The sequence below is a fragment of the Paenibacillus sp. QJM3NY_38 genome (genome assembly GCF_056173265.1).
Window position 1 is genome coordinate 3938400 of record NZ_CM149665.1, and the last position, 25847, is coordinate 3964246.

Sequence of the window (25847 nt, forward strand, 5' to 3'; positions counted from 1 at the left end):
CCGAATCCTGCCGTTCGTCTGCTGTATCCTTTGCCAGGCGGCCTGCTTTATTTATTGTTCAAGATCCTGCTCATGGGCAATTCGTTATATGCTAATAATGACTGCTTCCCGTTTAGGTAGGATGATTTTCATTTTCGGACTTTCGTTCATTTCGGAAGCTAAGCTATTTCTCGCTAAGCTCATTCTTATCATGCCAGTAAAGCGATCCGTCCTTTATAAGCCTCAACCAGCGCTCTGTTGTGTTCATCGGAACCATCGATATTTCCGCTGAGAAATACAGGGGGGTTAAAGCCTTTTTCAATCATAATCTCAATAGATTCCGCGAACAGGGAGTTCAAAATGAGGGCCCCGATCACCGTCGAACTCGGCGTAAAGGGTACCTGGAGGCCCGGATGGCTTAATACGGCATCGCCCTTGACCGAGAAATTGTCGATCACCAGATCAACGGCATCCGCCAGATGCTTGCCGCTGCTGTGTCGGGAGGGCATGCTTTTGGAATATTCCAGAGAGGTAATGCCTACAGTAAAAGCCCCCTTCTCCTTCGCCATCAAAGCGACATCTACAGGAACGGGATTTCGCCCCGAAGTGGACAATACGAATACAATCTCGCCTTCGCGAATATCCTGCTTCTCCATAAACTCAACCGCAAGGTCGTTTTGTCTTTCCAGCTCTGACGACCGGACCGCGCCCTCATGAAGCATCAGCTTCTCAACCAGAATCGGACGAATCGGTACGAGTCCGCCTGCCCGGTAAAAGACTTCTTCGGTCAATATATGTGAATGTCCACAGCCGAACAAGTGAATAATCCCGCCCTGCTGAATACAGGTCGCTACCTTCTCGGCCGCTTCACGAATCGGCTTGGCCTGCTCGGTTCGAACTTTGTTCAACAACCCGCCAATCACATCAAAATAGGTGTTCATCATCGTCTCTCTCACCTCATTGTTCCTGTATTTACAATGCTATCTGTTCTCTTCCGGTTGATCATCGGTTGACAAAGCACTTTTAGCCCGGAGAACCATCCCGGCCATCACTTCCAAGCTGCACTCGATGATTTTCTCCCCCTTCTCCCTCGTTGCCAGCGTTGCATCCCCAAGCACGGCAGTGGAAGTCATTTCCTCCCACGGCGTTGGCGTGCAATCCGCTTCGATCGGGATCTGCGGGGCACCATCGATCGCCTTGCTCATGTCCACATATTCGCCCGCGAGATAGAGCATATAGGATGTCTCGATTTCATCGGCATGCATATAGCTCGCGTGCGCAGCCGAAGCTTCTCGCACCAAAGCCGTTACTTCCTTCGTGCCAGGGTAAAAGAAGTAGAACACCTTCAGTTCGGGAACCCGTTCGTATAACACTCTCGCAGCTTCCTTCAGCGCAACCGCATTGCCGAGATGGCCGTTGACCATGACGAAAATGCGGAATCCCTGCTGGTATAAGCTTTCGCCGATATCTGCTAACAGCCGGATAAGCGCTTCGTTTGAGACATTGATGCTCCCCGGGAAATTGCGCAAGCTCCACACCTGGCCATAAGGGAGGGTCGGCAGAACGAAGCTTTCCGTCCGCTCGGCTAATCTGTCCGCGAGTCTGGTCGCGAGCAGGTTATCCGTGCCCAGCGGCAGATGGGGACCATGCGCTTCAACGGCACCAATAGGAAGGATGGCAGCACAGAATTTGCGTATTTTATCCTTCACCTCAACCGAATTTTCGAGTTCGAATTTCATAGTGGCACCCCCCTTACTTTTTAAATGAAAAGCAGTTGGCCGGGTTGCTTACGAAAAATTTCTTCACCAGCTTTGGTCCGTCAAAGCCGTTTCGGTTCGCCTCGTCCACAAAGCGCGGTACCCATTTGGAAATAATGTACTCCAGACCGAGACCCTGATCGTAATGCTTGTAGTAGGTTTTCCGGGCGGTATCTCCGCTGATGAGAATTTGATCTTCGAAGCCTTTGCGGACAAGCTCCAGAATAAGCGAGATTCGGGTGCTTTCCGGTGCATACTTGATCTTGCCGATACCGTCAAAGCTCATGAAAGCCCCCGTTGCGGCGATCTGCTCGTGATAGTACGGGTCGGGATTGCGATCCATATGCCCCAGGCTCAAAAAAGACAGATCCACACCTTCGCTCTTCAGGAGCTCGATTTGCTCCAGCGCCATGGTGCCAACCTCGGTATGGGAATGAATGGGCGCCTTTGTCTCATGATGAGCGCGCGCTACAGCGCGCAGCGTCTTCTCCTCCAGAGGCGTAATGCGGTTATAGCCTGTCCCGAATTTAACCTGGCCTGCTTTGAAAGACGTTCCCTCCAGCCCTTCTTCCACCTCCCGGATGACGAAATCCGCCAGCTCGTTGATGCTTTTTGCTTCAATCCACTGGGCGTAGGTTTCATAGTGGCCGATCAGCGGTTTAAGCTCCTCTTTGATTTTGGCGTCCCACAGAAAGCTTTTGTTGAAGCCCGCCGTTCCTACAATATGAATGCCGGTTTCAATTGCGATTTCCTGTACCGCCTGAACATCCCGTCCATAATCGATGGCTGTAGCGTCCACGATGGAGCGTCCACCGTGTTGTTTGAAGTCAAGAACGTCGAGCTTGGACTTCTCTTTATCATCCAGGAGCAAATCGTCCTCGCCCCGTTCCTGCCAGTAGGCCGGACGGCATACGATATGTTCGTGGGAATACGTAAAGCCCAGTTTCTCTTTGCTGATATCTCCATGTAAAGTACGAATAAAGCCCATATCGTTTCTCCTCCACTCTCTATAAAATTGGAACCTGGCCAGATCTCTAAAAATGCGTGTTCAACATTCAAAAAGTCAGCTGCTTTTTGAATAACCTCTAGAAGAACAGCTTCGCCAGGAAGTGCAGAATCGGCCCAATGATGAACATATCGGAATCAGCTGCCCACATAGCCGTATCCGGCACCGTCGAGGCGATAAAGAAGCGAACCATCAGAAACTGTCCCCAAGCGACCACGGTTGAAGTGATAAACCCGCCGATAACGGCTCCGCGGACACCGCCTGTCGAATTCCCGAATACCCCTGCCGTAGCGCCGTGGAAGAATAAGACGATCATCGTTGGCACGAAAATGTATGATACGGTGTTGCCAAGTACAAGCAGCCAGATAATCGCTCCGGCGAAAGCTCCCAGGAAGCCAAGAACCACCGCATTCGGCGCGTAAGGGTATACAACTGGCGCATCCAGTGCCGGCTTGGCGCCTGGTACCAGTTTAGTAGCGATCCCGTTGAAGGCCGGAACCAGCTCGCCGACAAACATCCGGACTCCCATCAGAACGATGGCGATTCCGCCTGCGAATGTGAACGATTGGATAATGGAGTAGATAATAAAGTTCTGGTCACCTGATTGTTTCATCAGCTCCGCAGCCGCCGGCGTGCCCTTCGTCGATAGAATAATGGCCCCGATCAGGAACAAAACTCCCATGCTGAGCGCAGTGATGACGTTGGAATCACGAAGAAACTCGAAACCTTTGGGTACTTTGATTTTCTCGGAATCGTTGTTTTTGTTGCCGAACAATTTACCGAACAAGGCAGCTAGCAAGGCAACCGAGGCCGAGGTGTGACCAAGCGCAATGTTATCGTTGCCCGTAATTTTACGAAGGAACGGCTGAACCAGCGCCGGCTGGAATGTCCAATACACACCAAGGACGACAGCGACCATCAGTACCAGCTTCCAGATCGAGATGCCGCTGGCCGCATGAACGATCACGCCCGCAAAAACGGTCGACGTCCAGAACATCATGTGCCCGGTCAGGTAAATAAATTTAAACCGGGTGAAGCGTGCCAGCAGAACGTTGATTAGAAAGCCGATGAGCATGGCGAGCGTAACGGCGCTGCCGAATTTGGAATTGAATGCCTCCTGCCCCATGAAGGTACCGAGGGTTCCGCTCTCCAATCCGAAGACTTCCTTCCACATCGGCTCAAATACATTCAAGGCTTTCACGATGACATCAGAGCCTGCACCGATGATGAGGAAGCCGATAATCGCTTTAAAGGTGCCGCTTACAAGCTGGCTCGTTGATTTCTTCTGAAGCAGAAGGCCGACCAGAACGATGAATCCGAGCAGAATGGCGGGCGTTCCAAAAATGTTGGTGGCAATCCAAAAAAGTACGTCCATATGCCCTCTCCCTTTCTAATGGTTTACAGCACTTCTTCCAGCTTCTGTTTGATTTCGTTAGTGTCGAAATAGTTGTTGACGATCACAATTTGGGCCGCATGCCCTTGAAGGCTTTGGGCCAGCTCGTTGCTTGTAATGATATAGTCGGCTGCAGTTCCGGATGCCGTTGATACGTCCGTATGCTCCACGTCGGCACTTACTCCCATACCGCTCAGGACGTTCTCCACATTCATTCTCAGAATCAAACTCGTTCCTTGTCCAAGACCGCATACGCATAAAATTTTCATTGTTCGTTCCCCCTAATGAGTTGTTGGATTGTTTCTACATCCGTTGCATGCATGAATTGTTCAATGCTGCCCGGGCTGCTCAGCAAGGTGGTCAGCTTGCGCAGCATGGCGATATGCTCCGAACTTGAGGAGCCGCCAAGCGCAAATACAAGCTGTACCGGGTCGTTGGCCGCATGGCCGAATACGACCGGTTTCTTCAATCTAATCAGCGAGACGGACGCTTCCTTCACCCCATCCTCCGCACGGGCATGCGGAAGTGCAATATGGGGTGCAAGAACAAAGTACGGACCTCTTTCACGATAAGATTTCACCATGGCGTCGGCATAACGTTCTTCTGCCGCACCCGCTTTCGCCAGCAGTTCACCCGCTAAGCGGATCGCTTCTTCGGCCGTCTCGGCCTCCACATCCAAGGCAATTAGCGACGGTTCCAAAAATTTCATTCTCATCTCTCCCAAATCCGGTATTCTAATCGATGCTAAAGACCGGTGTGTAATTGCTGCAGTATCTCTTCTTTCGTCTTGGCCTCTTTCAGACGGATCAGGCTCTCCTTCTCCCTGAGCAGGATGGTCAGCTCCGACAGCGCTTTGAGGTGGGATTCGCCGTCAATCGCCGCAAGTACCAGAATGATCTGAACTTGATGCCTTGCTTCTTCTGAGAAGGCGACAGGTTCCTCCAGCCGCAGCAGACTGATGCCCAGCCGCCGGACACCATCCTGCGGCTTACCATGCGCAATCGCGATACCCGGAGCAACGACGATATAAGGGCCGAGCGCCTCCACTTTGGAGATCATCGCATCGATATAGGCTTCATCGATGCGTCCATCCTTCAGCAGGGGCTCGGAGGCATCGCGTATGGCGCTCCGCCAGTCGGCTGCTTTTCTTTTCATTTGGATCATCTGTCCGGTGAGCAGATCCGATAGAGATGGCTTGCGTGCTTCACTCAGCCATGTTTTCCCAACGGACAAGTAATGGTTCAGCTCCTCCGTAAGACCTGCCTCATCCCTAACCGCGGCGTATTTATGGACGATGTCCAGCAGCGCTTGAACCGAGTACGCCGGGGTCTTAGAATTACGGCCGGCAACCATGTTGACCTGGTTCAGCAGGTGCTCCTTATCCTTATCGCTGAGAATCGGATTCACTATGAGAACGGGCACTTTGCTATCCGGCAATGGGACCGTTGAGAAAATAAAATCAACATGGTCTTCATCAAAGGACTCGTAATTCCGCAGCGAGAGTACCGCCGTAATATCCACTGCCGAGAAAAGGTTCTCCAGCTGCGATTTCAGCATTCGCGAAGCGGAAATACCGTTGACGCAGACGATGGCTGCCTGTCGCCGTACGGCCGGCTTCGTGTTCTCTCTGCGCAGCCAGCCGCCGAAATGCATCGCGAGATATCCGATTTCGTTGTCGTCAAGTTGACGTCCAACCAGTTGTTCGAACGGAGCCGCGGATCGGCGGGTCAGCTCGAATACTTCCCTGTACTTAGATAGGATATTTTCGAGCAGCGGATTTTCAAGACCGAGTCCGTATACGATCCGATAATAAGCCGGCTTCAAATGAACAAGCAGATTCTCTTCCATCGTTTCTCTGTTCGGCAGGAAGACGCAGGCGTAACGCTGAAAATCATCCGTCATCTGTCTGGTCACTTGCCGAAGCTGCTTAAGCACCTCTTCGGATCCGGTCATCTGTTCCATCCGGTTAACCCTGGCTCCCAGTAAATGCATCGTAAAGTAGCAAATCTCTTCGTCCGGGATGGAGACGCCAAACATTTGGCCAAGACCTTCGGCAAGCCCTGCGGCAACTTCGTACTCTGGTTTCCTCCGCAGCACGTTTCGTTCATCTTCATCTATCGAGATAAACTGTCCGGTCTGAATCCGCCTTACATACAACAGGAACCGTGCCGTCAAATGAAATAACATCTCATCCGTCAAATCTACGCCCAGCGTTATTTCGCTATCCGAAATCAGGCGATACACCCGCTTCAGGTGACCTGACTTCATAGGGGGAAATAGGACTTGGGCGAGATCCGGACTTTCCGATTCCGGATTCCGGTTAAATATCTGTTCCCAGCCGGCATGACCGAAAATCTGTCCGAAGTATTGGCTTAGGGCCTTCCGCTTGTCACGTTCCTCCCCATGTACGCCATAGCCCCGCTTGCGGTCGTAGGTTACTTTAAGTTTCGAGATCTTCATGTCCGACCGAACCATATTCAAATCCTTGAGTACGGTCCCTCGGCTAACCTGCAAAAGGTCCGTAAAATGATGAACAAAGAGCGGAGCCTCCGCCGATAACAGATAAAGCGACATCCAGGCCATTCTTTCCCGTGGGGACAAATAATACTGCTGTGTTTGAGGCTTCCCGGTCGACTGCGGAAGACCGGACCGGCTTTCATCCGGCAAATAATAGCCGACTGTCCTGACGTATTTGACCGGCGGAAGATGAACCGCTTTCAAGTAGTCGTTTATTTTTTCCATATCATAATAAACGGTTCGTCTGGAGATACCGACCTTCTGCATCAGTTCTTCCAGCGACACATAATCGGCTGCTTCATGAAGCAGCGTCAAAATCCGGGTACTTCTTTCGTCCAGAATACGGCATCAACTCCTTTGCCGTTTAGTGTGGTACCTTTTGCAATTCGATTATACCCACAGGCAATTCATGAAAGACAGTTCAATTCATGGAGACCCTTTTGTGCAAAAATGAACTCAAGTGTTTAAAGTTAAGTAGACCGTCAAAATACATTTCATTAAATAACTCCGCGAACTTTTCAATTATATGCACAAAAAAAAGCACAGGCGAAAAGGGCCCATGCAAGATTTTGTTTGCTTCCCGATTGCTATGTTAAATCAATGCCTCTGCATTCTGAAGTAAGTAACGTGCAGCATCGCTATGGACATGTTTGCCGCTCTGTGCTTGAATTTCGTGAATAAAACTGTTCAGTTCACCCTGGTCGAGCTTTTGTCTCAAGCTGTTCGCGATGCCGTTGTTGTCAATCCAGCCGTCCTTCTCAAACCTTGCGACCAGCGCTTTGAGCGAGTCGGTAGTCGCCGTCGTTTGGAAATCCACACTGCCTCTCCCCATATTTCCTGCTGAATCGTAAACTGTAAGTTCTAATAAATGACTGCCCACTGGCAATGTAAACAGTGGAATCGTTGCGCCTTGTTCCAGAGGCCGACCATCAAGCAACAAAGTTGTCTTCTTAGAATCGACGCCGGACAAATCATCGCTTACATCAAATTGCGGCAATAAGTCCTGATCAATACCGTAGCTTTCTGCTGCCGGATCGCCAAACGTAATAAGAGGGGCCTCTGTATCCAGATTAAATTCAATCATCTTCGCGGGCTCTACGTTACCCGCATCATCCTTTGATCGATAGCTTATTGTATATTTGTCGTCTTCACTGAATGTAACAGGTCCAGTGTACGGCTGCCATGAGCTTCCACCGTCTAAGCTGTATACCGATTCGGTTACTTTCGATAATGAATCCTCCGCGGCCAACGATAGCGTTACAGGCTGGACATACCAACCGCTATCGCCGTCCGGCTTCTCCGGGGATAATGTCGCCAGCGTGTTTGGCGGAGCCGTATCCTGCGGCTCGAACAGAAGCACGGGCCGGTAAGCTGCATTCGTATGCTCCTTAGAGCCGTAAATCACCCAGCCGGTCGAGCCATAGTTGGTCGTTTGAGCCAGTTGAACGGCGATTGTACGATCACCAGCCACGGCCGCATTCACTTGTGCCGTTACATCCAAGGTTGCCGGCGTCCCCGCTGCCGGGACGGTCCAGCTTCCGATTAGGCTGCCGGCGGCAGGCTTGTTGTTCCATGTCATGCTGCTTTCATCCCATGCATGATTGCTAACTTCAAAAGCGACGCCTTGTGTGTTGGCAAGTCCGGCACTTGTCGGAACCAGGCGGATTTGCGCGCTTTTGACTTGATCCGGCAGATGAGATAAATCAAATTTCAAATAAGAGTACCGATGATAGCCTGCGTTGGGATCGTTTTTGATAACCAATTGATCGGAAGATCCGAAGTTCGTGTTTGCATAAGGCCCGCTGCGTACGTAGACATCGTCGGAAGGCAAGATTGCGTATCCAAGCGTTACGAATAATTCATTGGATGCGGCGCTTTCGTTACCAGCGCCATTAAGGGCTTTTATCGTAAAATAATACGTTGCCCCATCGGCTAGCCCTGTAACGGTATACTGGTTATTTCCGCTGACTGCGGATATATCCACGGTATTCGTATAGTTGCCGGGCGCTGTCCCGTAATAAATTCGGTATCCTGTTGCTCCTGCGCTTGCGGACCATTTCAGCGCAGCTGAACCAGGTCCTGGCAGGGCTTCGATCAATTGGGGCGCCACTGGCGGCGTCGTTGACCCTGTGCTCAGCTTAGCCAGGAACGTTTTCCCGATCGCTCCCGCCGTATTGACTTCCAATACCGTCGTCGGTGCAAACTGCTTCACTGTAACCCCCGGGTCGAGCAGCAATGCGCCGGTTGTCGCACGGTGAATTTCGACTTCAATAGTCCCTCCGTTTGCTTGGGTCGGATCTGAAATCCCGATTTGCAGCTCATCTTCGCTCTCAACGATGGTGACGGATGATTTCTTATTGCTGGTTAAGTAATCGGTTCCGTTCACTTGAACGGTTTCAACCGCATCCTTCCAAAAGTTGGCTCCGACCGCCATTTGATCGCTGGTATCCATAACCGCCTGTACGTTTCCCGTGTTTTTCAAAACCGTAAAGCCCGGGTTCGCCGCATGACCGGCCGCCTCACTCGTTGTCGCCCCCGGATAAACGGCATAGGCATAAGAAGCTTGCACCGGATCAATACCGTGATTCAGCGCAAGGCTGGCGTATTGCGCGGATAGAAGCTTATCGCTTCCATCGGTGTTGATATCCTTCCAGGAGCCGGATCTCGTTTCTCGTAGACCATGGACCGTCGCCCCTCCAGGAAATACGTACGCGATATCCGCTCCGGGCTCGCTTCCAGACAGATGCGCCCACTGTACGCCTGTCATCGTCTCCGTCCACCCCGTCGCCGCAGGCTTAACCGTTCCATCAACCGTCAACGTATTTGAACCGTTCTCATTCAGCTTGCGATTTTCAACGATCGTCTCAACTGATCGACCTCCGGTGCTCGAAATGTCGGATCCGAGCGCTATATATTTGTCGCCGAATAGAAACCATGACTTTTTGCCGGATAACGGAGTACCCGTGTTTTTCGACATCGAAAATTGCATGCCGACCGTACCGTAAGGGCCATCAATCGATGAACCGCCTACCCAATTCGATGTATTGAATTTGAAGCTGAACGAGCCCACGCTCCCCGTAGAGCCGTCCGTAGTCGTTCCCGGTAATCTCACCGGATCCATCGTTGGCCAATAGGCCCCCGAAAACTGCGTCTGGTCCGCATTGTACATGTAGGCTGCGCCTGCGCCTTGCCACCATGGCTTGGTATTTTCGCCGTTGCCGTATTCAAAAGCCGAAATCCGCGTCGAGAACATACCAAGCGCCAGGCCGAAATCAGGCCTTAAGTGTACGGCGCGATCCATCCCTGCGAATACATGGGTATCGATCATAACGCCTGCGGGTTCAACGGATGGATCGCCAAGCAGTGCTTTGATTTTGCCGATGCTGAAAATGGACAGCCCCTCCGTATAACTCGGGAACGTTGTATCCGACATCATTTGGCCTTTGGCAATTTGGCGAACCGTTGCGGCATCCCGAGCGTTCAGGCCGTCGGCCAGCATGACGAGTGAAGCCAGGATTTTCCGTCCCGCCTGGTGATCCTGTGAAGTTTCGCGCGATATCGCACGCCCTCGCACCGTATCCATCATCGCGCCTTTATACAGAAAAGGGCGGTAAGCCTCCGTTACCCAACGAATGACATTCGCGATATTCGGGTCCGTCACATCCCAACTCGAACCGCCTAGAAGATACAGCAGCTTCGCCATATCTTCGAGCAGAACGGCACCGTAGCTTCCTGTATACGCGACATAGTCATGCTGGATAAACGAACCGTCCTCGTAAAACCCGTCCCTGCTCTGTACATACAACAACACCTGGCTGATCGCGTCACGGCCTTGCGCAATCTTGGCATCCGATTTATTCAGCACGCCGCGCAAAGAGACGATTAGCGCTTTATCAAGCCGATTCGCACCAGTCTCCCGGAGTGAGGGAGAATTTGTGCGATAGGTTGGATCCGGAACGAATTTGTCCAAAGCCTTCGTGTAGTTTGCTTTTTGCGCTGCGGACATTTGATCATAAATCAAGACCATCGCATCCGTCAGATTCATCGGCACGCCGATTTCCCAATCCCACCAATTTCCTGTCTCGCTCTTCGTTTCGTTATATTTGTTCGCATACATCCAGTCCAGGCCACTTAGGATGTCTGCAGCCAGCTGCTCATCCCCTTTGAGGGAAGACCCCGTTGTGGAATAGGCCAGTGCCATTTCCTTCAGCCTTACATAGTTGGATGAAATCGTGCTGGAGACACTCCAATTCGCCAGATCGCTCCACAGATAAGTTCGTCCGGCGTTTGTGTTCATCGCTGACCAGTGCTTGTTCGCGTTGGTTTCGATTTGGCTGATTTTCGCTGCAATTTCCGGGTCCGACGTATCGATTGCCGTCCCCCCGGTCAAATATACATGCCACCTCTCCCTCAGCAAATCGAACTCGTCTGCAGCGCTTGATGCTTGTACCGGTCCGGTAAACAACAAAATGGGATACAGCATGAAACTGGTGAGAAGAGAAACCACAATGCATTTCCGCCAACGTAAATTCATCACAATACCACCTTCCATCATTCAAATTAGACTGCCAATGGTTAGCCCCAGCATCCTTTTGCATGAATTCCGTCTGTTTTCATCACCCCCCTCCCGGCTTTAACGCCATCCGAATGATCCACTTCAGGCTTTAATAACAACGACAATCCTTGTTTTGTTATAAAATATCAACTTGCAAAATACGAGATCGAGAAAAAGCCACATTCAAATCCCCAGGTTGCATGGTGCATCACAACAACATTCTCAAAGAACGAGGTAGATTGAATATGGCTCAGTTTGAACGGAAGAGATTCGCAGCTTATTCAGAACTCTTTAGGAATTCTATAGTCAGGTGAAGAGAAATTGCGTGGGATAGGGTGACTTACCGAGCATCCGGCTCAAGTATCGGCATTTCCGCGACAAGCCCGTCGCTTTGGCGGATCCATGTCTCAAACTGTCGCTCATCCGCTCTTAATCGAATGACTCTTGCGCCCGTCGGAAATTTGTCTTTGCGCACACCGTCTACATAACTAACGTAACGAGTAGACCTCCCATAACAAAGACGAATGCCATGCAGTGTCCCGCAGTAATCATTCGAGTGATCATGTCCGACGAACGTGCCCATAACATCGCCCATCTCCACCATGGCGGCGAACAAGCCGGAGTTCAGTTCAGGCGAGCTGATCCATTCGCTGCAGTGCCCCTCGCACACCTTCGTCTTCCACACCTCTTTGTATTCCGGGAGCGGAATATGGAAAAAAGCCAGTGCAGGCAAAGGCTCTCCACCATTTCGATCGGCTAGTTGCCGAGATTCAGATGCATACCATTCGATTTGATCCCGGCGTATCCAATCGTATCCGCCCACCGCATCCATCGGTGAGTAATCGCCGCTGTCGAGGAAGAACAACGAAGCTGCCGGCCTTCCCTTGGAATCGTCAACCGTCAGCACATAATTTCCGGCTCCGCTTACGCCCGGTGGATCCGGTTTGGCTACGCAATATTCATGCAGGAGCTGCTCCTCATGCATCCTTTTACGCGGTACGCTCCCTTCCGAGTCATGATTGCCAAACACAGCCGCCCATGCTACGCGGTTTTCCTCAGCGACAGCGACCGCGCTGCGGAACGATTGCAGCGGATCTTTGCTTCTAGCGCTTGCCGTCAAGTCGCCTGCAAACACAACAAGATCCGGCTGCTCAATCGCAATGACTCTCTCCATCGTCGACTTCGTCATCGAGTCGAGAAGCGGCGTCTCCGGATCAAGGTCCTCAGCGTCAATAAACTCTACATCAGAAAACTGTACAATGACAAACGTTCCATCCTCACGAAACTTCAGCTTTTTCTCCAAGATATACCCGCCCCTTTGTCACATATTCCTTCCAATACCATAACCCGATCAAAACGAATACAGCAGCGCACGCCAAATACATCGATGTCACGCCATACTGCGAGCCGACCACCCAATAAATTAACGTCGGGCCGATCGCTGCCCCTAAATCGGTAGATACGGAATAAGCAGTCATGACTGTAATAACGGAAGTGCTCTTCGCAGCGTCAGAAGCCATGGCGTCCATAATGGTGCCAAGCGCAGTGCTTGTGATCATGACAAAAATAACAATAACAATCCATATACCGAGCGGCAGCTGCCACGGAAGTAACGCATAACCCGCTGCCGCACCCGCAAGCGAGATCATAAATAAAGGCAGCCTTCCTCTCGGTCCATCGGTACGCTGTCCGAACCATCGGGCCAAGAACGGCTCCCAAGCACAGCGAAGCGCTGTCAATACGCCGCCTAACACCGTGCTGCCGATGATCAGACCGAACCACGGGATTCCCTTTGGATAACTCGTATCAATGAGATACGTAAACGTCGCGCCGAACACGGCGTGCAGCAAGGATATAATTAATCCGCTTATCACGATTTTCTTTACCTGCAGCGACCATACCGTTTTTGTCTTACCTGGAGGTAATTCCAGTTGATGTGTGCCGGATGCTTTCCCCGGACTTATGGATGCCGCGATCAACGGAAGTCCGACCAATGCCATCATGCCAAAGATGATCGAGACGGACTGCAGTCCGAACATGGGTACGAGAAACCCTCCGAACAGCACGCCAACCAGGCTGCCCAGGCGCCACAATCCGTTATACGTTCCCATAAATCGCCCTCGATTGGTATCGTCGGAGTATCGAATGACGGTCAAATATCCGCCCATTCGCATCAAGGACCATGCAATTCCCCACACCGCCCGCAAAGCTATCCAAAGCACGAACCCTTTGAAGACGCCGTATCCTACTGTGGTAAGCGCCGCTAACAAAACAGAGATGAACAAACCGGTTCGAAGCGACATGCGATGATACAGCCAGCCAATGACAGGATTAAGGGGCAGCCTTACTAGTCGGTTTACGGACAACAGCACGCCTACCTGCCAAAGGGCGTCCAGTCCCGCTTCCTTCCAATACACGGGGAGGACAATGTACAGCATCGAGTCGCCGAAGAGGGTTAGCGCCGTTACGATACCGACAATCCTAATCTGGCGCTGTTCTATTGCGTTGTTGCTGTTATTTGTCATAGATCGACGATCAGGCCATCGTAAGCCACCTTAATGCCCGCGGGCTCGAAAGCGCGTTCAAAATCATCATGCAGAAAATCGGAATTGTGTGTAAAATGAGTCACGTATATAAGACCCTCACGCCCAAGCGTACCTTCTTCCCGCCATACGCGCTGAACCTCCAGCACACTCTCAATCCCCATATGGTTTGGATTTCGCTTATTGTTCGTATAGCTATGTGTGCAATCAAGGATCGCCATATCGATCCTTTTGCCTTGAAGCCATTTCCAAGTATCGTCATGAAGCCATCCGGTGTCATTGCCGTAAAATAGTGTTTTGCCCCCTTTTTCTATGTAAAACAGCAAACAAGTTTCCATGGGGTCATGATTCGCAAGCAAAGGGGTGACTCGTGTACCGCCCAATGAAATCGTCTCGAACGGGCGCAATAAATGGAACGCAAACCTGCCTCCAGCGTCCGGACCCAGTGCAGTAACGGTCTGGCTAATGGCAATATCGTTGCCATAGATATGTAAGGGGTGATCGATACCGTGCGCAAATCCTTCAATTCGGTTGTACAGATCCGATGGCTGAAAATGGTCGTAATGCGTATGCGTAAACAACAGGTGCTCAACCGCACCCAAGTCGATCCGATCACGGAGCGCCTGCATATGGGAATCTGCAGAATAATCAACCTTGATCAAATCGTCGATCAAAATAGAGCTTCTTGTTCGAATATTTTTTCCTCCAAGCGACCTCGCCTTGCTGCAGGCATCGCAGCGGCAGAACGGGTTTGGAAATCCTTCGGCTGCGGCTGTGCCTAGAAAATGAATCTTCACTGGTTTCTCCTCCTTTTGAAAAGCAATGGTTCATTTCTCGATTCCTTGATTTGATACAAATAATACCACATATACACAATCAATCACATACATTATTTAATTAGGTGCAACTCTTTTTCTGCCGGAATCTGTTGAGTATAAATACTCTAGTTAATCGATAAACTGCCTGGTCGGAAGGACAGTTGAACTGTGTGAGCCATGTCGGAATATTTGAAACATACAAACACACACAAATACAACCCCATAACAAGCACCTTCCAAATAAATAAAAAGATTCCTGGTTCGTGGAAACCAAGAATCGTTCATACGGATTTTTATTATTTGTATACGATTTCGATGCCGTTCTTGCGAAATTGTTCAACGATATCCCGGTTGATTTTGGAATCCGTCACAAACCGTTCGACTTCCGCTGCCCCGCATACTTTGATAAATGAATTTTGCCCGAACTTGCTGCTGTCTGCGAGGGCGATGCAGCGCTTCGCGTTCGCGAGCATTATTTTTTTCACTTGAATTTCGCCGACTCCGTAATCTGTAATCCCTGCTTCCAACGTAACCCCGCTCATACTCATAAAGAACAGATCCGCATGGAAGCGTGATGAAAACTCTTCCGCCAAATCTCCGATGATGCTTTGCTCTTCATGACGAATAACGCCCCCAGTCATAATCACCGTATATCCTGGCATCGAAATGAGTTCGTTGACGATCGGAAGCGAGTTCGTAATCACGGTTAATCGATCGAACTTGGCTTTCAGCGCCTTCGCAATCTGGGTGTTTGTCGTACTGGGATCGAGCGCGATGGACATCCCCTCGGTCACATAACGTACCGCGATTTGAGAAAGCTCCGCCTTCTCTTCCATATATATCGATTCGCGGATCGGCAGCGGGATTTCACGGCTATAGTCGGGCTCCTTCAGAATCGCCCCGCCGTGCACCCGCCGCAGATAGCCTTCGCTTTCCAAATATTCCAGGTCACGTCTGATCGTCTCGAACGAAACACCGAAATGCTCCATGAGCTCCGACGCTCGGATCGATTTGTCCTGATTCAGTTTCTGAATAATGATTTGATGCCGCTGCTCAGCAAACAACTGCTCCACTCCTTACTTGCCTAAACTTCTTAATTAGAAGTTTACCATAAAAAGCATGTAATCCTCCTGTTCAACTGAATTGTGCTATTTCGTTTAAGATCCAGCCCTCACTTATTTTACAAATAGCTTCATCAACTGTATGTAAATCGGATTTATCATGTAGCCAGTCGGGTTAACGGAATATCTGTTACCCGTGTCTAGCTGCCGGATTCGGTCCATTTCTTCCTCGCTTAGGTCAAAATCGAAAATTTCGCTGTTTTCCTTTATCCTTTGCAAATTTGACGATTTGGGGATGATAATAATTCCACGGTTTATATGCCAGCGTAATATGACTTGTGCAACTGACTTTTGATGATTACGGGCAATCTCAACGAGAACCGGATGCTCCAGCAAGGCCTTGTTTCCTTGTCCCAGTGGTCCCCATGCTTCATGCAGTATCCGATCATGAACCATATAATCATGCAAATCGTGTTGTTGAAACTCTGGGTGCGTTTCGATCTGATTGATCATCGGTGATATCCGAGATTGCTTTTTGAGATGCTCCAAATGCTCGATTTCGAAATTTGCTACGCCGATGACTTTAATTCTCCCTTCCATGTACAAATCCTCCATCGCCGCCCATGCCGTCTCGTAATGAGGGCCAGCAAAATGAATCAAATACATATCGAGATACGTAACATTCAGTTTCCGACAGGTCTGCTCAAACGCCTTCTTCGTTGCGTGATATCCAAGATCGGTTGTCCATACCTTGGAAGTAATGAACAACTCTTCTCGTGGAAGACCGCTTTTTTGCAATTCTCGTCCCAACGCTTCTTCATTGCCGTATATTTTCGCTGTATCAAAATGACGATATCCCGATTGAATTGCCGCTGCGATGGTTTTTTCAAAGACCGCTCCCTTCTCGATTTTATATACGCCAAAACCAAGCTGAGGAATTTGAACACCGTTTGCTGCCTCGACGGTTCGATACATCTGTGACCGCTCCTTCTGTTCTTACGATTTATTCACATTGCAACAACGCTCTTTCGATTACATGAATTAGATTTTTCAAAGACAGAAGCTTGCTTTTCGAATCCAGCCTATAGTAATTGATGGTCCCTTCTTTACGAACACTTACAATCTGAGCATCTTTTAAAATCTTCAAATGATGAGAAACGGCTGGACGAGATAGATGAGTATTCAACCTGATCTCTCCCACTCGCATTCCGGGATTTTGCGATCCCTCTATCAATGTTTTAAGAATGGCTTGTCTTGTTTCATCACCGATGGCGATCAGAACCTTTTGGTTGTTTTTGAACTCCTTAGCGATATCAGCTGCGATTTCCTGATTCACCTAATCCCCCCGTTTGTTTAACCGTTTAGTCTTATTGACCAACCTAGAATAACACACTGGAAGATTCGAAATGCTATCGGTAAAGCAAATGGAGATCCATATTTTCCCTTATTGATTTAGCCGCGAATTTACGCGGCTATGTCAAACATAAACACCGATATATTCACACGTACTCAACTAGAGCCAATTGAAAATCAATGTCGCATTCCTTAAAGAATCAACATTTGTTCAACTTAGATCGCCGTGCGCCCCTCTTTTTTCCGTAAAAAAGTACAGCAATGCCAATATCGGAAAAAGAACGCCAACCCACATTGCCGCTTTCCAGCCGCCCATGGCGTACGCCCAACCCCCGGCTGCGGAGCCAATGGCTCCACCCGCAAAAAAGATCGCCATATACATGCCGTTCAGCCGACTGCGCACCTCAGCTCCTAAATCGAAGATCGCTCGCTGTCCCAACACCATATTGGCGGACACACCCATGTCGAGCAGAATAGCAGCAATTACGAGGATAACGATAGAAAATATAGAACCTCCAGGAAACATAATCGGCAAAAGTCCCGATAGAATCACCAGCGCGATGGACAATCCCGTTGCCGAACGTATCAGGCCTTTATCTGCAAAGCGGCCAGCAATAGGAGCCGCCGCCGCACCAGAAACCCCTGCCAAAGCGAAAAGTGCTACACCTGTTGAAGAAAAATGAAACACCGGACTCGTTAAAACGAGCGGAACCGTTGTCCAGAACAGACTGAACATGCCGAACAAAAACGCGTGATACAGTGCGCGGCGCCGCAGAATCGGCGTTGTCTTGAGCAGATGCAGCATGGATGAGATGATAACCGGATATTTGTCCTTCGTTTGCGGCTGCCTTGCCGGAAGGACTTTTGCCAATACAAGAGCCAGTACCAAGAGCATAGCGGAGGAAATCATAAAGATGGCATGCCAGCCGAAATATGTATCCACCATACTCGAAACCGGACGGGCCAGCATAATACCCAATAACAGACCGCTCATTACGTTGCCTACATTACGTCCACGCGTCTCCTCAGGGGAAAGATGCGCCGCGTATGGAACCAGGATCTGGGCCGCAACGGCCCCGACACCTATAAACAAGGAAGCGGCAAGAAACAGAGCCGCACTTCGGGCTTCAGCCGCGATGATCAAAACAATAGACGTTAGAATCAGCAGCGTAACCACCAATTTGCGGTTTTCAAGCAAATCCCCCAAAGGGACGATAAATAACAAGCCGATCCCGTAACCGATTTGGGTCAGCGTCACGATCAACCCTGCGGCTTCCGAAGATAACCCGATGGCCGAGCTAATCGAATCAATTAAAGGTTGAGTATAGTAAAGATTTGCAGCGATCAACCCACAGGCAACAGCAAGAATCAGCGTAATCCATGTTGATACGGATTTCTCCACTCTTTCCTTTTCGTTTTCAGTCATTGATAAACACTCCTTTTTTTATGAATTATTGCGTTATAGGAACGTTCGTTCCAGAATAGAGACAACTCCCCCCTCCTATGCTCATAAGCAAGGGGAAATCCTTTCAGGAATGATCATTCCGGTTTCCTGAAAAAAAATAGGTTTACAGCATCTCGAAGACCGCGTTCATCATACCGTGGACTTTATTAATATCGCTTTGGATTCTGGCCATTACGTTAATGCTATGGTTGAGATTCAGCAGCAGGTACGATAACATTTTAATATCTTTCTCCGGGGCTATTTCTCCCGTTTCTTGCCCTTTCTTTAACGTCTCATAAAATAGCTGCTCCAATTCCGTAAAGCTTTGGAGAATCGTATTCTGCAAGGGTTCATCCACCGTACCCAAACCAACGGAAGCATTCGTAATCAGACATCCATTGGGGAAAGCTTCCCCGTGCGTGGCAAAAGCGTTCATGATATGCAGGTCGAAATACTGGCGGATCCCCTCGATCGCAGAAGTTGCATGTATCATCTGATCGCGTTTTTTTTGCGACATTTTTTTATAATATTGGATGGCCTCGTAATACAGCGTCTGTTTATCCTGAAACGTTTCGTACATACTGGATCTGCTCAACTCCATGGATTCCAATAAATCCGGTATGCTTGCAGCTTCATATCCTTTTTCCCAAAAAACGATCATGGCTTTGCGCAGTACTTGCTCCCGGTCAAATTCCTTGGTCCTTCCCATCGATACCTCCTCCTTTTCTACATGAGTATATACCAATCGGAACAAACATTCCAGTATTTATTTCAAACAGTAGAGGATGTTCAAAATGATACGGACTGAGATGATCTTCAAAAGGCCCTGGGTTTCCACAATGAAAAAGAGAAAAGTCATCATCCCCATGACCTTTCCCCTCATTCGTTTATTTGAATAGATCTTCGATGGCTCCACGATCGAAGCCGTTTACAATTTTATATTCCTTGCCATACCTTTTGTGATTGCTCGAACCGTTATGGATTCGCACGTGGTCAGGGCTAAAGAAGAATACAGAGAAGGTCGGGCCATTTCGGCCCTGAAACCAAACTTCATATTCTTCGCTACCGTAATCCACTCTGCTGGTTTTACGCAGTTTGACTTCGGAAAAGCTGTTCATAATCCGCTCAATCTCCGCGGGATCTGTAATTTGCACCTCTTGCTCGTTCGAACGGAACCGATTTTTCCTGACGCTCATATGGCTGATGGTCTTTGGCTCAATCAACTGATCGAGCACCATCTCCTTAAACGATGTTCTGTTTTGAGACGCCGAATATATCGTTGCGCTGATTAGAATCAGGACACAAATTGCCAGAAAGATATACCATGTACGCTTGTTCAGCCGCCATCTCCTCCCTCGTCTCGAAATAAAGCGTCCACTTTGATTATAACATCAATGACAGCCCAGAATTATCCAATATCCCAACCATATGTAAACAACATATAACCATGCTTGTTCTATCCTATCCTCCCATTTAGGATGACTGGAATTCGTCGATCAACGAAACCCCATGTATAATCCGCATCCTGCTATCCCTTAAAAAGTCGCGAGTCCAACCGTCTGGTTGACTTAAATCCCAGCTTCGGTGCATGCCGACGACTACGATAATTTCACGCAGCCTCAGGAAAAGCCCCATCTGATCCTTCCAGCCCTCAGGCATTTGACGGCCATCCTCTGTATAGCCTCGTTCAAAATGTTTCATGAAAAGCTCGTACTGTGCCTTTCGCTCAACTTTAGAATCTTCCCCCAATACATACAGCAAGTAATATAACTGGATCGCAATGTCTTCGACATACCAACTATACTGACATTCGTCGAAGTCGAAAAGCGTTATTCCCCCTGATTCATCAACCATAAAATTTCCTACATTGATATCTCCGTGTATCAATCCGAAATTATCAGTAGTAACACGGAGACTGGACAAATGTCTCTTAAGATCATCAAGCGCAAGAAGAATGGGTAGGTACTCTTCCGGTATATATTTTTGGGCCTGTAGGAGGTATTCATTGTTTTCCCAAGTGTGCCTTTTTACCTTTTGTTTGTAACGCTTCGACAGTTCATGGAGACGGCCAGTCAGGCGTCCACATTGCTCGTAAAGTAAGGGATTGCCTAAGCATTCCGGGTATCCGATTTTACGACCAGGCGCATATCTGAAAGAGGTCACGTAGAAATCAATATGAGTTCCTCGGATTCGTTCGAAGTCGTTTCCATTCATCGAAGATATGGAATCTGATACTGCGAGACCATTCTCTGATAGATAACGAATCCATTCTATTTCAGCTGCAAGTTCTTCTCCTGTTCGATGAGTGCTCGCTGTGAAACGGAGGATATATTTCATATCATTACGATCGTAGGAGTATATAAAGTTTTGAAATCCTCCAAGGAAGGTCAGCTCCTTGGAGCTGACTCCGAACCGCGCTGCACCTTCAATGGCATGTTCGTCCAAGAACATTAATTTTATGTTTTGGTCCATACGCCCTCCTGTCATGCGAATCCATATTCTTATGATCTATAATAGCATCATATATAAATTTGGCTATCTATTGCGGTATGGTTTGCTGGGAAAGCCATGTTTCTTCGAACTGCACGCAATAGCCAACAGACTAAGAAGTACAAGCAGTCGCAGGTGTCGATCTATCAACAGACCCACAATCCAAATCGAGATAAGTGCGAATGCTCCAAATACAAGCAGGACCAGATCAACACGCCCAGCCAGTCTATTTATTTATGGATCGATCATTCCATATATTAGATCGACCCTTCTCTCTTGTCAAGGACTTCTGGATCGATTAGTATAGAATTAAATAAAGGAGGGGCATTTATATGGCACGAACGGGACGTCCACGCGCTTTTAACCGTGACGAGGCAGTTGCTGCCGCCATGCTTCTGTTCTGGGAATACGGCTACGAATCCACTTCGCTAGCTCAGTTGCGTGCTGCAATGGGCGATATTTCTGCAGCGAGTTTCTATGCCGCTTTCGAATCAAAAGAATCCCTGTTCCGAGAAGTGATGGATCAATATATCTCCACTTATGGACAAGTCTCTGAAAGTTTCAGGGATACAAACCTGACATCAAAAGCGGCCATCGAACAAGGACTGCGACGATCGGCTAAAATGCAAACCGAAAGTTCCCACCCTCTCGGCTGTCTGTTGGTGTTGTCCGCCGTGAACTGTTCACCCGAGCAACAACATATCCGAGAGATGCTTGCCAAGGAACGGGCAAGGGTTCACGGTTGGCTAACAGAGTGTATCGAGCGAGCCGCAGCCAATGGAGAGTTGCCGGCATCAACGGATATTCCCATGCTGGTAACCTTATTTGAAACATTTCTGCAAGGAATATCAACCCAAGCCCGGGACGGTATTTCATACGAAGCAATGGGTGCTGCCATCACTCAACTGATGAGCGTATGGGATGCCTTATCGACGCAGTCAGGCTAACGAGAGCATCATTTAACTATTAATGAACAACAAAACCTGCTAGCCATAGCTAGCAGGTTTTGTTCTAACCATGCTTCATCAGTTGCTGAAAACCCGGTCTTTTCAGTAAGCATCGCATCCGGGACGCGGATTCTCCCCCGTATTTTTTCAGCCATCAAGCAGTGTAATCAGTTTTTGCAGGAGAACAGGCTCTTCGTTTTGGAATTCATCGAACCGAAGCCTCAGCCGATCAAACATTTCGTGGTCTTCGCGAAGTTCATGACGAATGTACTGATCTCTCAGCTTCATCGCCCTTTTGGTGATATCCTTGTAGCCAGCCACCAGCTCTTCGTCATACGGGATGATCCCCTCGTCCACCAAGTATCCGATCCGCTCGCTCATCATTTTTTTATGTTCCCAGAGCACATGAAGGTGTCTTACATCGTTACGGTCACCAAGCCGGGAATCGTTGCCCTCTGCGGCATCATAGTACAGCCGCAAATAGTCGTATACCTTGATTCCGAATGCTTCTTCGTTGTCCGAATTGTAATTGATCCGGTTGAGACGGGTCTCTCCGTTTAGATAATCGCGAAGTTGGTCAATCGCGGCCGTTTTATCAAAAGGATATGGAGAATGCGGCTCGTATTTATAAAAGTAAGTATGATGATCGGCCGTGAGCTTCTCCTTTAGAAGATGCCTCATGGACTGAACGGCGTCCTGAAACTCCCGGAACGGGATCTGCAAATTGCGGTATACTCCCGTACGATCGAACATCGACGCTTTGAAGACCCTTTCGTCCCAATCATAACCGTATAGAAAAAGATGATGCGGGAACGGCTCTCTCTGATAGGAGGCCGCAGGCGATAACCTGGATTCATCCAAAAACACAACGCAATAATAGCCGTTTTGGATCTGATCCGCGAAAAATTTCGGCCAAACGTCCAATGCCAAACTCTCCAGAAGCGTATAATTGACCGAGCAGGTGAGAAGAAACGGGTTGTTGAAATTCAGTTCGTTGGGCTTGCCCCGAAAAAAATCAAAATAGTACTGCCTGCCGTCCTCCAGAAAGTTTTTTTTGCAGAACAGCTGGATAAAATTGCTGTAAAACCAAGGCTTCGTTTCTTCATGGATGCTGGTGATGGAAAGTGTATAGGCCCACCGCAAAAATCCTTTAAGCGGTGGATTCACCACCGGTAGCTGAAACGCGTTCATCTGATTCCCCCCTTTCTAACAAGTGATCCGGAATCGTCGTGATAGCAGTCTTCCGACGATTTAACCCGACACATCTACTTCCTTCTCTGATGCGAGGATGCAAGCTCTGCTTTTTTCGCCCCACCAAACTGCCCGCTTAACTGCTCGCGCTGCTGTAACCTTTCACGGCTTGTTTCCAGAGCAGCCGTACAGCTGCAAAGAGCAGAAGCGAAGCGGCCAGTGCCAAGCCCGCATGGAGCCAGTTAATCTGCCCAAGCAGAAACATCGGTCCGAAATTGGTAATAAGGAATAGAGGAATAACAAAAGTCCCGATCCGCCGGACCCAGGCCGGGTATATAGCCATAGGGAAATTGTTGGCGTCCCAAACGGAATGAGCGATCTCCGACACAGAGCCCGTCTGGACGAACCAGAATGAAAGCAGCGCCGGGATAATCATCAGGCAGTAAGTGATGACAACAGAGACGAGCAGCAGCAGGGCAAACCCCGCGAGTTGCAGGAACGTCAGCGGAATATCCATCGCATGCCAGCCGATGCCGATCATGACGAACCCAACCAGAATATCCGGGATCGGCAGCGCCAAATCGACGTAACGCAAGGAAGCCATGAACTGAAGGGATACCGGCTTCGTCAGCATCAAATCAAGTGAACCGTCTTTAACATATTCCGGAATTTTCATGAAATTTGTAAAAAACAGGCCGACATAAATTCCGGTCACCACCGTATGCATGCCTATAAATAGAAGCAGCCCCTCGGGCGGTATGCCATCAACGTGAAGATCGGTGCGGAACACGACTAGCACATATAGCAGCTTGGCAAGCAGGTAGACGGATTCGACCAGCAGGCTCATCATAAAATTGCCCCGAAACTCCATTTGGGCGATGAGACAATTTTTGATGAATAAACCGTACAGACGCATGTATTTCCTCGTGATTTTAAACATATGCAACGTCCGCTACCCCCCTACTGCCGAATATTTCTTCATGGAAATGCGCCACGTCAGGCGGGATAACCAGAAGAACAGCAGAATCCACCCACACTGGATGAGCAGCCCTTGGTACATAGCCGCCGCTTCCGCTTTGCCGCTGAGGATATTGACCGGAAAATAAATCGTATATGGGAATGGCGTGTACTGAAGTGCCTTCACAACCGACTCCCCGAAAATCTCGAGCGGAAACATGCCTCCGCTCAAAATATTGACGAGCAGACTTGTAATGACAAAAAAATACGAGATCTCATGCAGATAAAAAGCACTCGCGCAGATGCAGTAGGCGATCAGAAAGTTGAGCAAAAGCGCCCCCGATAGCGTGACCGCGAACAAAATCAAGCGTATGGCCTGGAGTTCCAGCACGCCACCCGCAGATGCGAACCCAATAATTCCGACGAGCAGCAAAGCCGTAATCCCGTAGTAGATCGCCTTCTGACCGAAAAAGGACACCAGCCGATATCCGAAATAGCTGACCGGTTTGATCAAATACTTGTTAAGACCGCCGTTTTTGATATCATCGGCAATCTGGTGCTCGAACTGAGTCGCGATCAGCTTGGACACCAATCCCGCCAAGATCGTATACAAAATAATTTGACCGTACGAATACGAGAACAGCGCAGCCTGACCGGAATGCCGGTACACCGCCGTCCAGATGAAATACTGGACAAGAATCGGAAACGCGGCCCCCACGAGACCAAGAAAAAAATGAAAACGGTATTCCATCGAATGCTGGACGCCCATTGTAAACACAGCCTTATACAATTTGCGTCTGTTCATCCGACGGATTCCTTGCGGTAGAGCATCGATATGCTCTCCTCGATCGCCACGTCCTCGATCGTCCAGTCAACGATCGGAAACGAATCGAGCACGGCACGCGACACTTCCTTCAACCTGTACTTGGGCAGCTCCAAAACAGCGTTGTAGTCGTCTGCGCTGACGATTTTCCCGAATTTGGCCAACCGCTGCTCGGCAACGGGTTCGGAGAACTGCAACCTTATAATTTTCTGCTCGTCAAAAAGATCGTTGATTTTGTGAAGATCACCGTCATACAGAATACTGCCTTCATTGATAATGATCGTCCGCTTGCACAGGTCCTCCACATCCTTCATGTAGTGGCTCGTCAGCAGGATCGACGCACCGAACTGTTCATTGTAGTATTTCAGAAACTCCCTGACCTTCTTCTGCGAAGGGAAATCGAGGCCAATCGTCGGCTCATCAAGATAAAGCAGCTTAGGCTGATGGATCAGTGCGGCGATGAGCTCCATTTTCATCCGCTCCCCCAGGGACAGCCGGCGCACCTGCACATCCAGAAGGTCCTGCACATCGAGCATTTCCGATAGCTCGGCAAGACTCCGACGGTAGAGATCATCGTCGACGTCATAAATACATTTGTTCAAATAAATCGACTCGCTGGCAGGAAGGTCCCACCAAAGCTGGTTTTTCTGGCCCATCACAATGGAGAACAGCCGTTTGAACTCGTTCTTTCGCTCCCATGGCACATGTCCGAGTACAACGGCTTCCCCGCTCGTGGGATATAGAATGCCCGATAACATTTTGAGCGTTGTGGTCTTGCCCGCCCCATTGGGCCCGAGAAATCCGACACACTCGCCGGGACCGATATCGAAGGAAACGGATTTAACCGCTTCCTTCACCAGTGACTTGCGGGCAAACAAATTTTTTAATGAATGTTTGAGCCCGGCTTGTTTCCGGTAATACACAAACGATTTGTGCAGCTCCCGCACACGGATAAAATCCATCTCCGATCCTCCCAAACGTTTGCCTGATTTGCCTGATTGAACAGCATAAAG

General features: G+C 49.2%; 23 protein-coding genes. 1 reads left to right on the top strand and 22 read right to left on the bottom strand.

Annotated features, from left to right (window positions below; genetic code table 11):
• Positions 1-188: 188 nt before the first annotated feature.
• From AC0VZ8_RS18130 to AC0VZ8_RS18215, 18 genes are all read right to left on the bottom strand, one after another.
• A complete protein-coding gene (locus AC0VZ8_RS18130) occupies positions 189-923 on the bottom strand; it encodes an SIS domain-containing protein (RefSeq protein WP_194544834.1) in 735 nt (244 codons plus the stop codon).
• Positions 924-959: 36 nt separating this feature from the next.
• The gene (locus tag AC0VZ8_RS18135; RefSeq protein WP_475483923.1) at positions 960-1718 is read right to left on the bottom strand and encodes a creatininase family protein; all 759 of its coding nucleotides are present in this window, start codon (positions 1716-1718) and stop codon (positions 960-962) included.
• Positions 1719-1731: 13 nt separating this feature from the next.
• On the bottom strand, positions 1732-2724 hold the full coding sequence (locus AC0VZ8_RS18140) for a phosphotriesterase family protein (RefSeq protein WP_475483924.1): 993 nt from the start codon (positions 2722-2724) through the stop codon (positions 1732-1734).
• A 97-nt stretch (positions 2725-2821) separates the two neighbouring features.
• Positions 2822-4117: a PTS ascorbate transporter subunit IIC gene (locus tag AC0VZ8_RS18145; protein ID WP_071220774.1), complete on the bottom strand. Its 1296-nt coding sequence runs from the start codon at positions 4115-4117 to the stop codon at positions 2822-2824.
• A gap of 23 nt (positions 4118-4140) precedes the next feature.
• Positions 4141-4404, bottom strand: coding sequence for a PTS sugar transporter subunit IIB (locus AC0VZ8_RS18150; protein WP_113058962.1), 264 nt, complete (start codon positions 4402-4404; stop codon positions 4141-4143).
• A complete protein-coding gene (locus tag AC0VZ8_RS18155) occupies positions 4401-4844 on the bottom strand; it encodes a PTS sugar transporter subunit IIA (RefSeq protein ID WP_194543090.1) in 444 nt (147 codons plus the stop codon). The genes AC0VZ8_RS18150 and AC0VZ8_RS18155 overlap by 4 nt, the downstream gene beginning before the upstream one ends.
• 35 nt (positions 4845-4879) lie before the next feature.
• Positions 4880-6967, bottom strand: coding sequence for a BglG family transcription antiterminator (locus AC0VZ8_RS18160; protein ID WP_475483925.1), 2088 nt, complete (start codon positions 6965-6967; stop codon positions 4880-4882).
• A 277-nt stretch (positions 6968-7244) separates the two neighbouring features.
• Entirely contained in the window at positions 7245-11186 is a 3942-nt protein-coding gene (locus AC0VZ8_RS18165; RefSeq protein WP_475483926.1) for a polysaccharide lyase family 8 super-sandwich domain-containing protein, read from the bottom strand.
• Positions 11187-11547: 361 nt separating this feature from the next.
• Entirely contained in the window at positions 11548-12510 is a 963-nt protein-coding gene (locus AC0VZ8_RS18170; protein WP_475483927.1) for a metallophosphoesterase family protein, read from the bottom strand.
• Entirely contained in the window at positions 12485-13732 is a 1248-nt protein-coding gene (locus AC0VZ8_RS18175) for an MFS transporter (RefSeq protein WP_475483928.1), read from the bottom strand. The genes AC0VZ8_RS18170 and AC0VZ8_RS18175 overlap by 26 nt, the downstream gene beginning before the upstream one ends.
• Positions 13729-14547 (bottom strand): MBL fold metallo-hydrolase, encoded by an 819-nt coding sequence (locus AC0VZ8_RS18180; RefSeq protein WP_475483929.1) that lies wholly within the window; start codon positions 14545-14547, stop codon positions 13729-13731. The genes AC0VZ8_RS18175 and AC0VZ8_RS18180 overlap by 4 nt, the downstream gene beginning before the upstream one ends.
• A 317-nt stretch (positions 14548-14864) precedes the next feature.
• Complete coding sequence (locus AC0VZ8_RS18185) at positions 14865-15632, bottom strand: DeoR/GlpR family DNA-binding transcription regulator (RefSeq protein WP_475483930.1); 768 nt, start codon at positions 15630-15632, stop codon at positions 14865-14867.
• Positions 15633-15743: 111 nt separating this feature from the next.
• On the bottom strand, positions 15744-16604 hold the full coding sequence (locus AC0VZ8_RS18190; protein ID WP_475483931.1) for an aldo/keto reductase: 861 nt from the start codon (positions 16602-16604) through the stop codon (positions 15744-15746).
• A 28-nt stretch (positions 16605-16632) separates the two neighbouring features.
• The gene (locus AC0VZ8_RS18195; RefSeq protein WP_260068341.1) at positions 16633-16965 is read right to left on the bottom strand and encodes an ArsR/SmtB family transcription factor; all 333 of its coding nucleotides are present in this window, start codon (positions 16963-16965) and stop codon (positions 16633-16635) included.
• 228 nt (positions 16966-17193) lie between these two features.
• Positions 17194-18408, bottom strand: coding sequence for an MFS transporter (locus AC0VZ8_RS18200; RefSeq protein ID WP_475483932.1), 1215 nt, complete (start codon positions 18406-18408; stop codon positions 17194-17196).
• Between the two features lie 142 nt (positions 18409-18550).
• Positions 18551-19135, bottom strand: a complete 585-nt coding sequence (locus AC0VZ8_RS18205; protein WP_260068339.1) for a TetR/AcrR family transcriptional regulator — start codon at positions 19133-19135, stop codon at positions 18551-18553.
• A gap of 178 nt (positions 19136-19313) precedes the next feature.
• Positions 19314-19649 carry a hypothetical protein gene (locus AC0VZ8_RS18210; protein ID WP_475483933.1) on the bottom strand — a complete coding sequence of 112 codons (336 nt, stop codon included), beginning with the start codon at positions 19647-19649 and terminating at the stop codon, positions 19314-19316.
• Positions 19650-19899: 250 nt separating this feature from the next.
• Complete coding sequence (locus AC0VZ8_RS18215) at positions 19900-20898, bottom strand: phosphotransferase enzyme family protein (RefSeq protein ID WP_475483934.1); 999 nt, start codon at positions 20896-20898, stop codon at positions 19900-19902.
• A 350-nt stretch (positions 20899-21248) separates the two neighbouring features.
• On the opposite strand from AC0VZ8_RS18215, the gene AC0VZ8_RS18220 reads away from it, so the two are divergent.
• Entirely contained in the window at positions 21249-21863 is a 615-nt protein-coding gene (locus tag AC0VZ8_RS18220) for a TetR/AcrR family transcriptional regulator (protein WP_475483935.1), read from the top strand.
• A gap of 147 nt (positions 21864-22010) precedes the next feature.
• On the opposite strand, the gene AC0VZ8_RS18225 is transcribed toward AC0VZ8_RS18220, so the two are convergent.
• From AC0VZ8_RS18225 to AC0VZ8_RS18240, 4 genes are all read right to left on the bottom strand, one after another.
• Positions 22011-23054 carry a hypothetical protein gene (locus tag AC0VZ8_RS18225; RefSeq protein ID WP_475483936.1) on the bottom strand — a complete coding sequence of 348 codons (1044 nt, stop codon included), beginning with the start codon at positions 23052-23054 and terminating at the stop codon, positions 22011-22013.
• Positions 23055-23190: 136 nt separating this feature from the next.
• Entirely contained in the window at positions 23191-23994 is an 804-nt protein-coding gene (locus tag AC0VZ8_RS18230; protein WP_475487712.1) for an ABC transporter permease, read from the bottom strand.
• A 12-nt stretch (positions 23995-24006) separates the two neighbouring features.
• On the bottom strand, positions 24007-24816 hold the full coding sequence (locus tag AC0VZ8_RS18235; protein ID WP_475483937.1) for an ABC transporter permease: 810 nt from the start codon (positions 24814-24816) through the stop codon (positions 24007-24009).
• Positions 24813-25796: an ABC transporter ATP-binding protein gene (locus tag AC0VZ8_RS18240; protein ID WP_071220758.1), complete on the bottom strand. Its 984-nt coding sequence runs from the start codon at positions 25794-25796 to the stop codon at positions 24813-24815. Before AC0VZ8_RS18240 ends, AC0VZ8_RS18235 begins: the two co-directional genes overlap by 4 nt.
• Positions 25797-25847 lie beyond the last annotated feature (51 nt).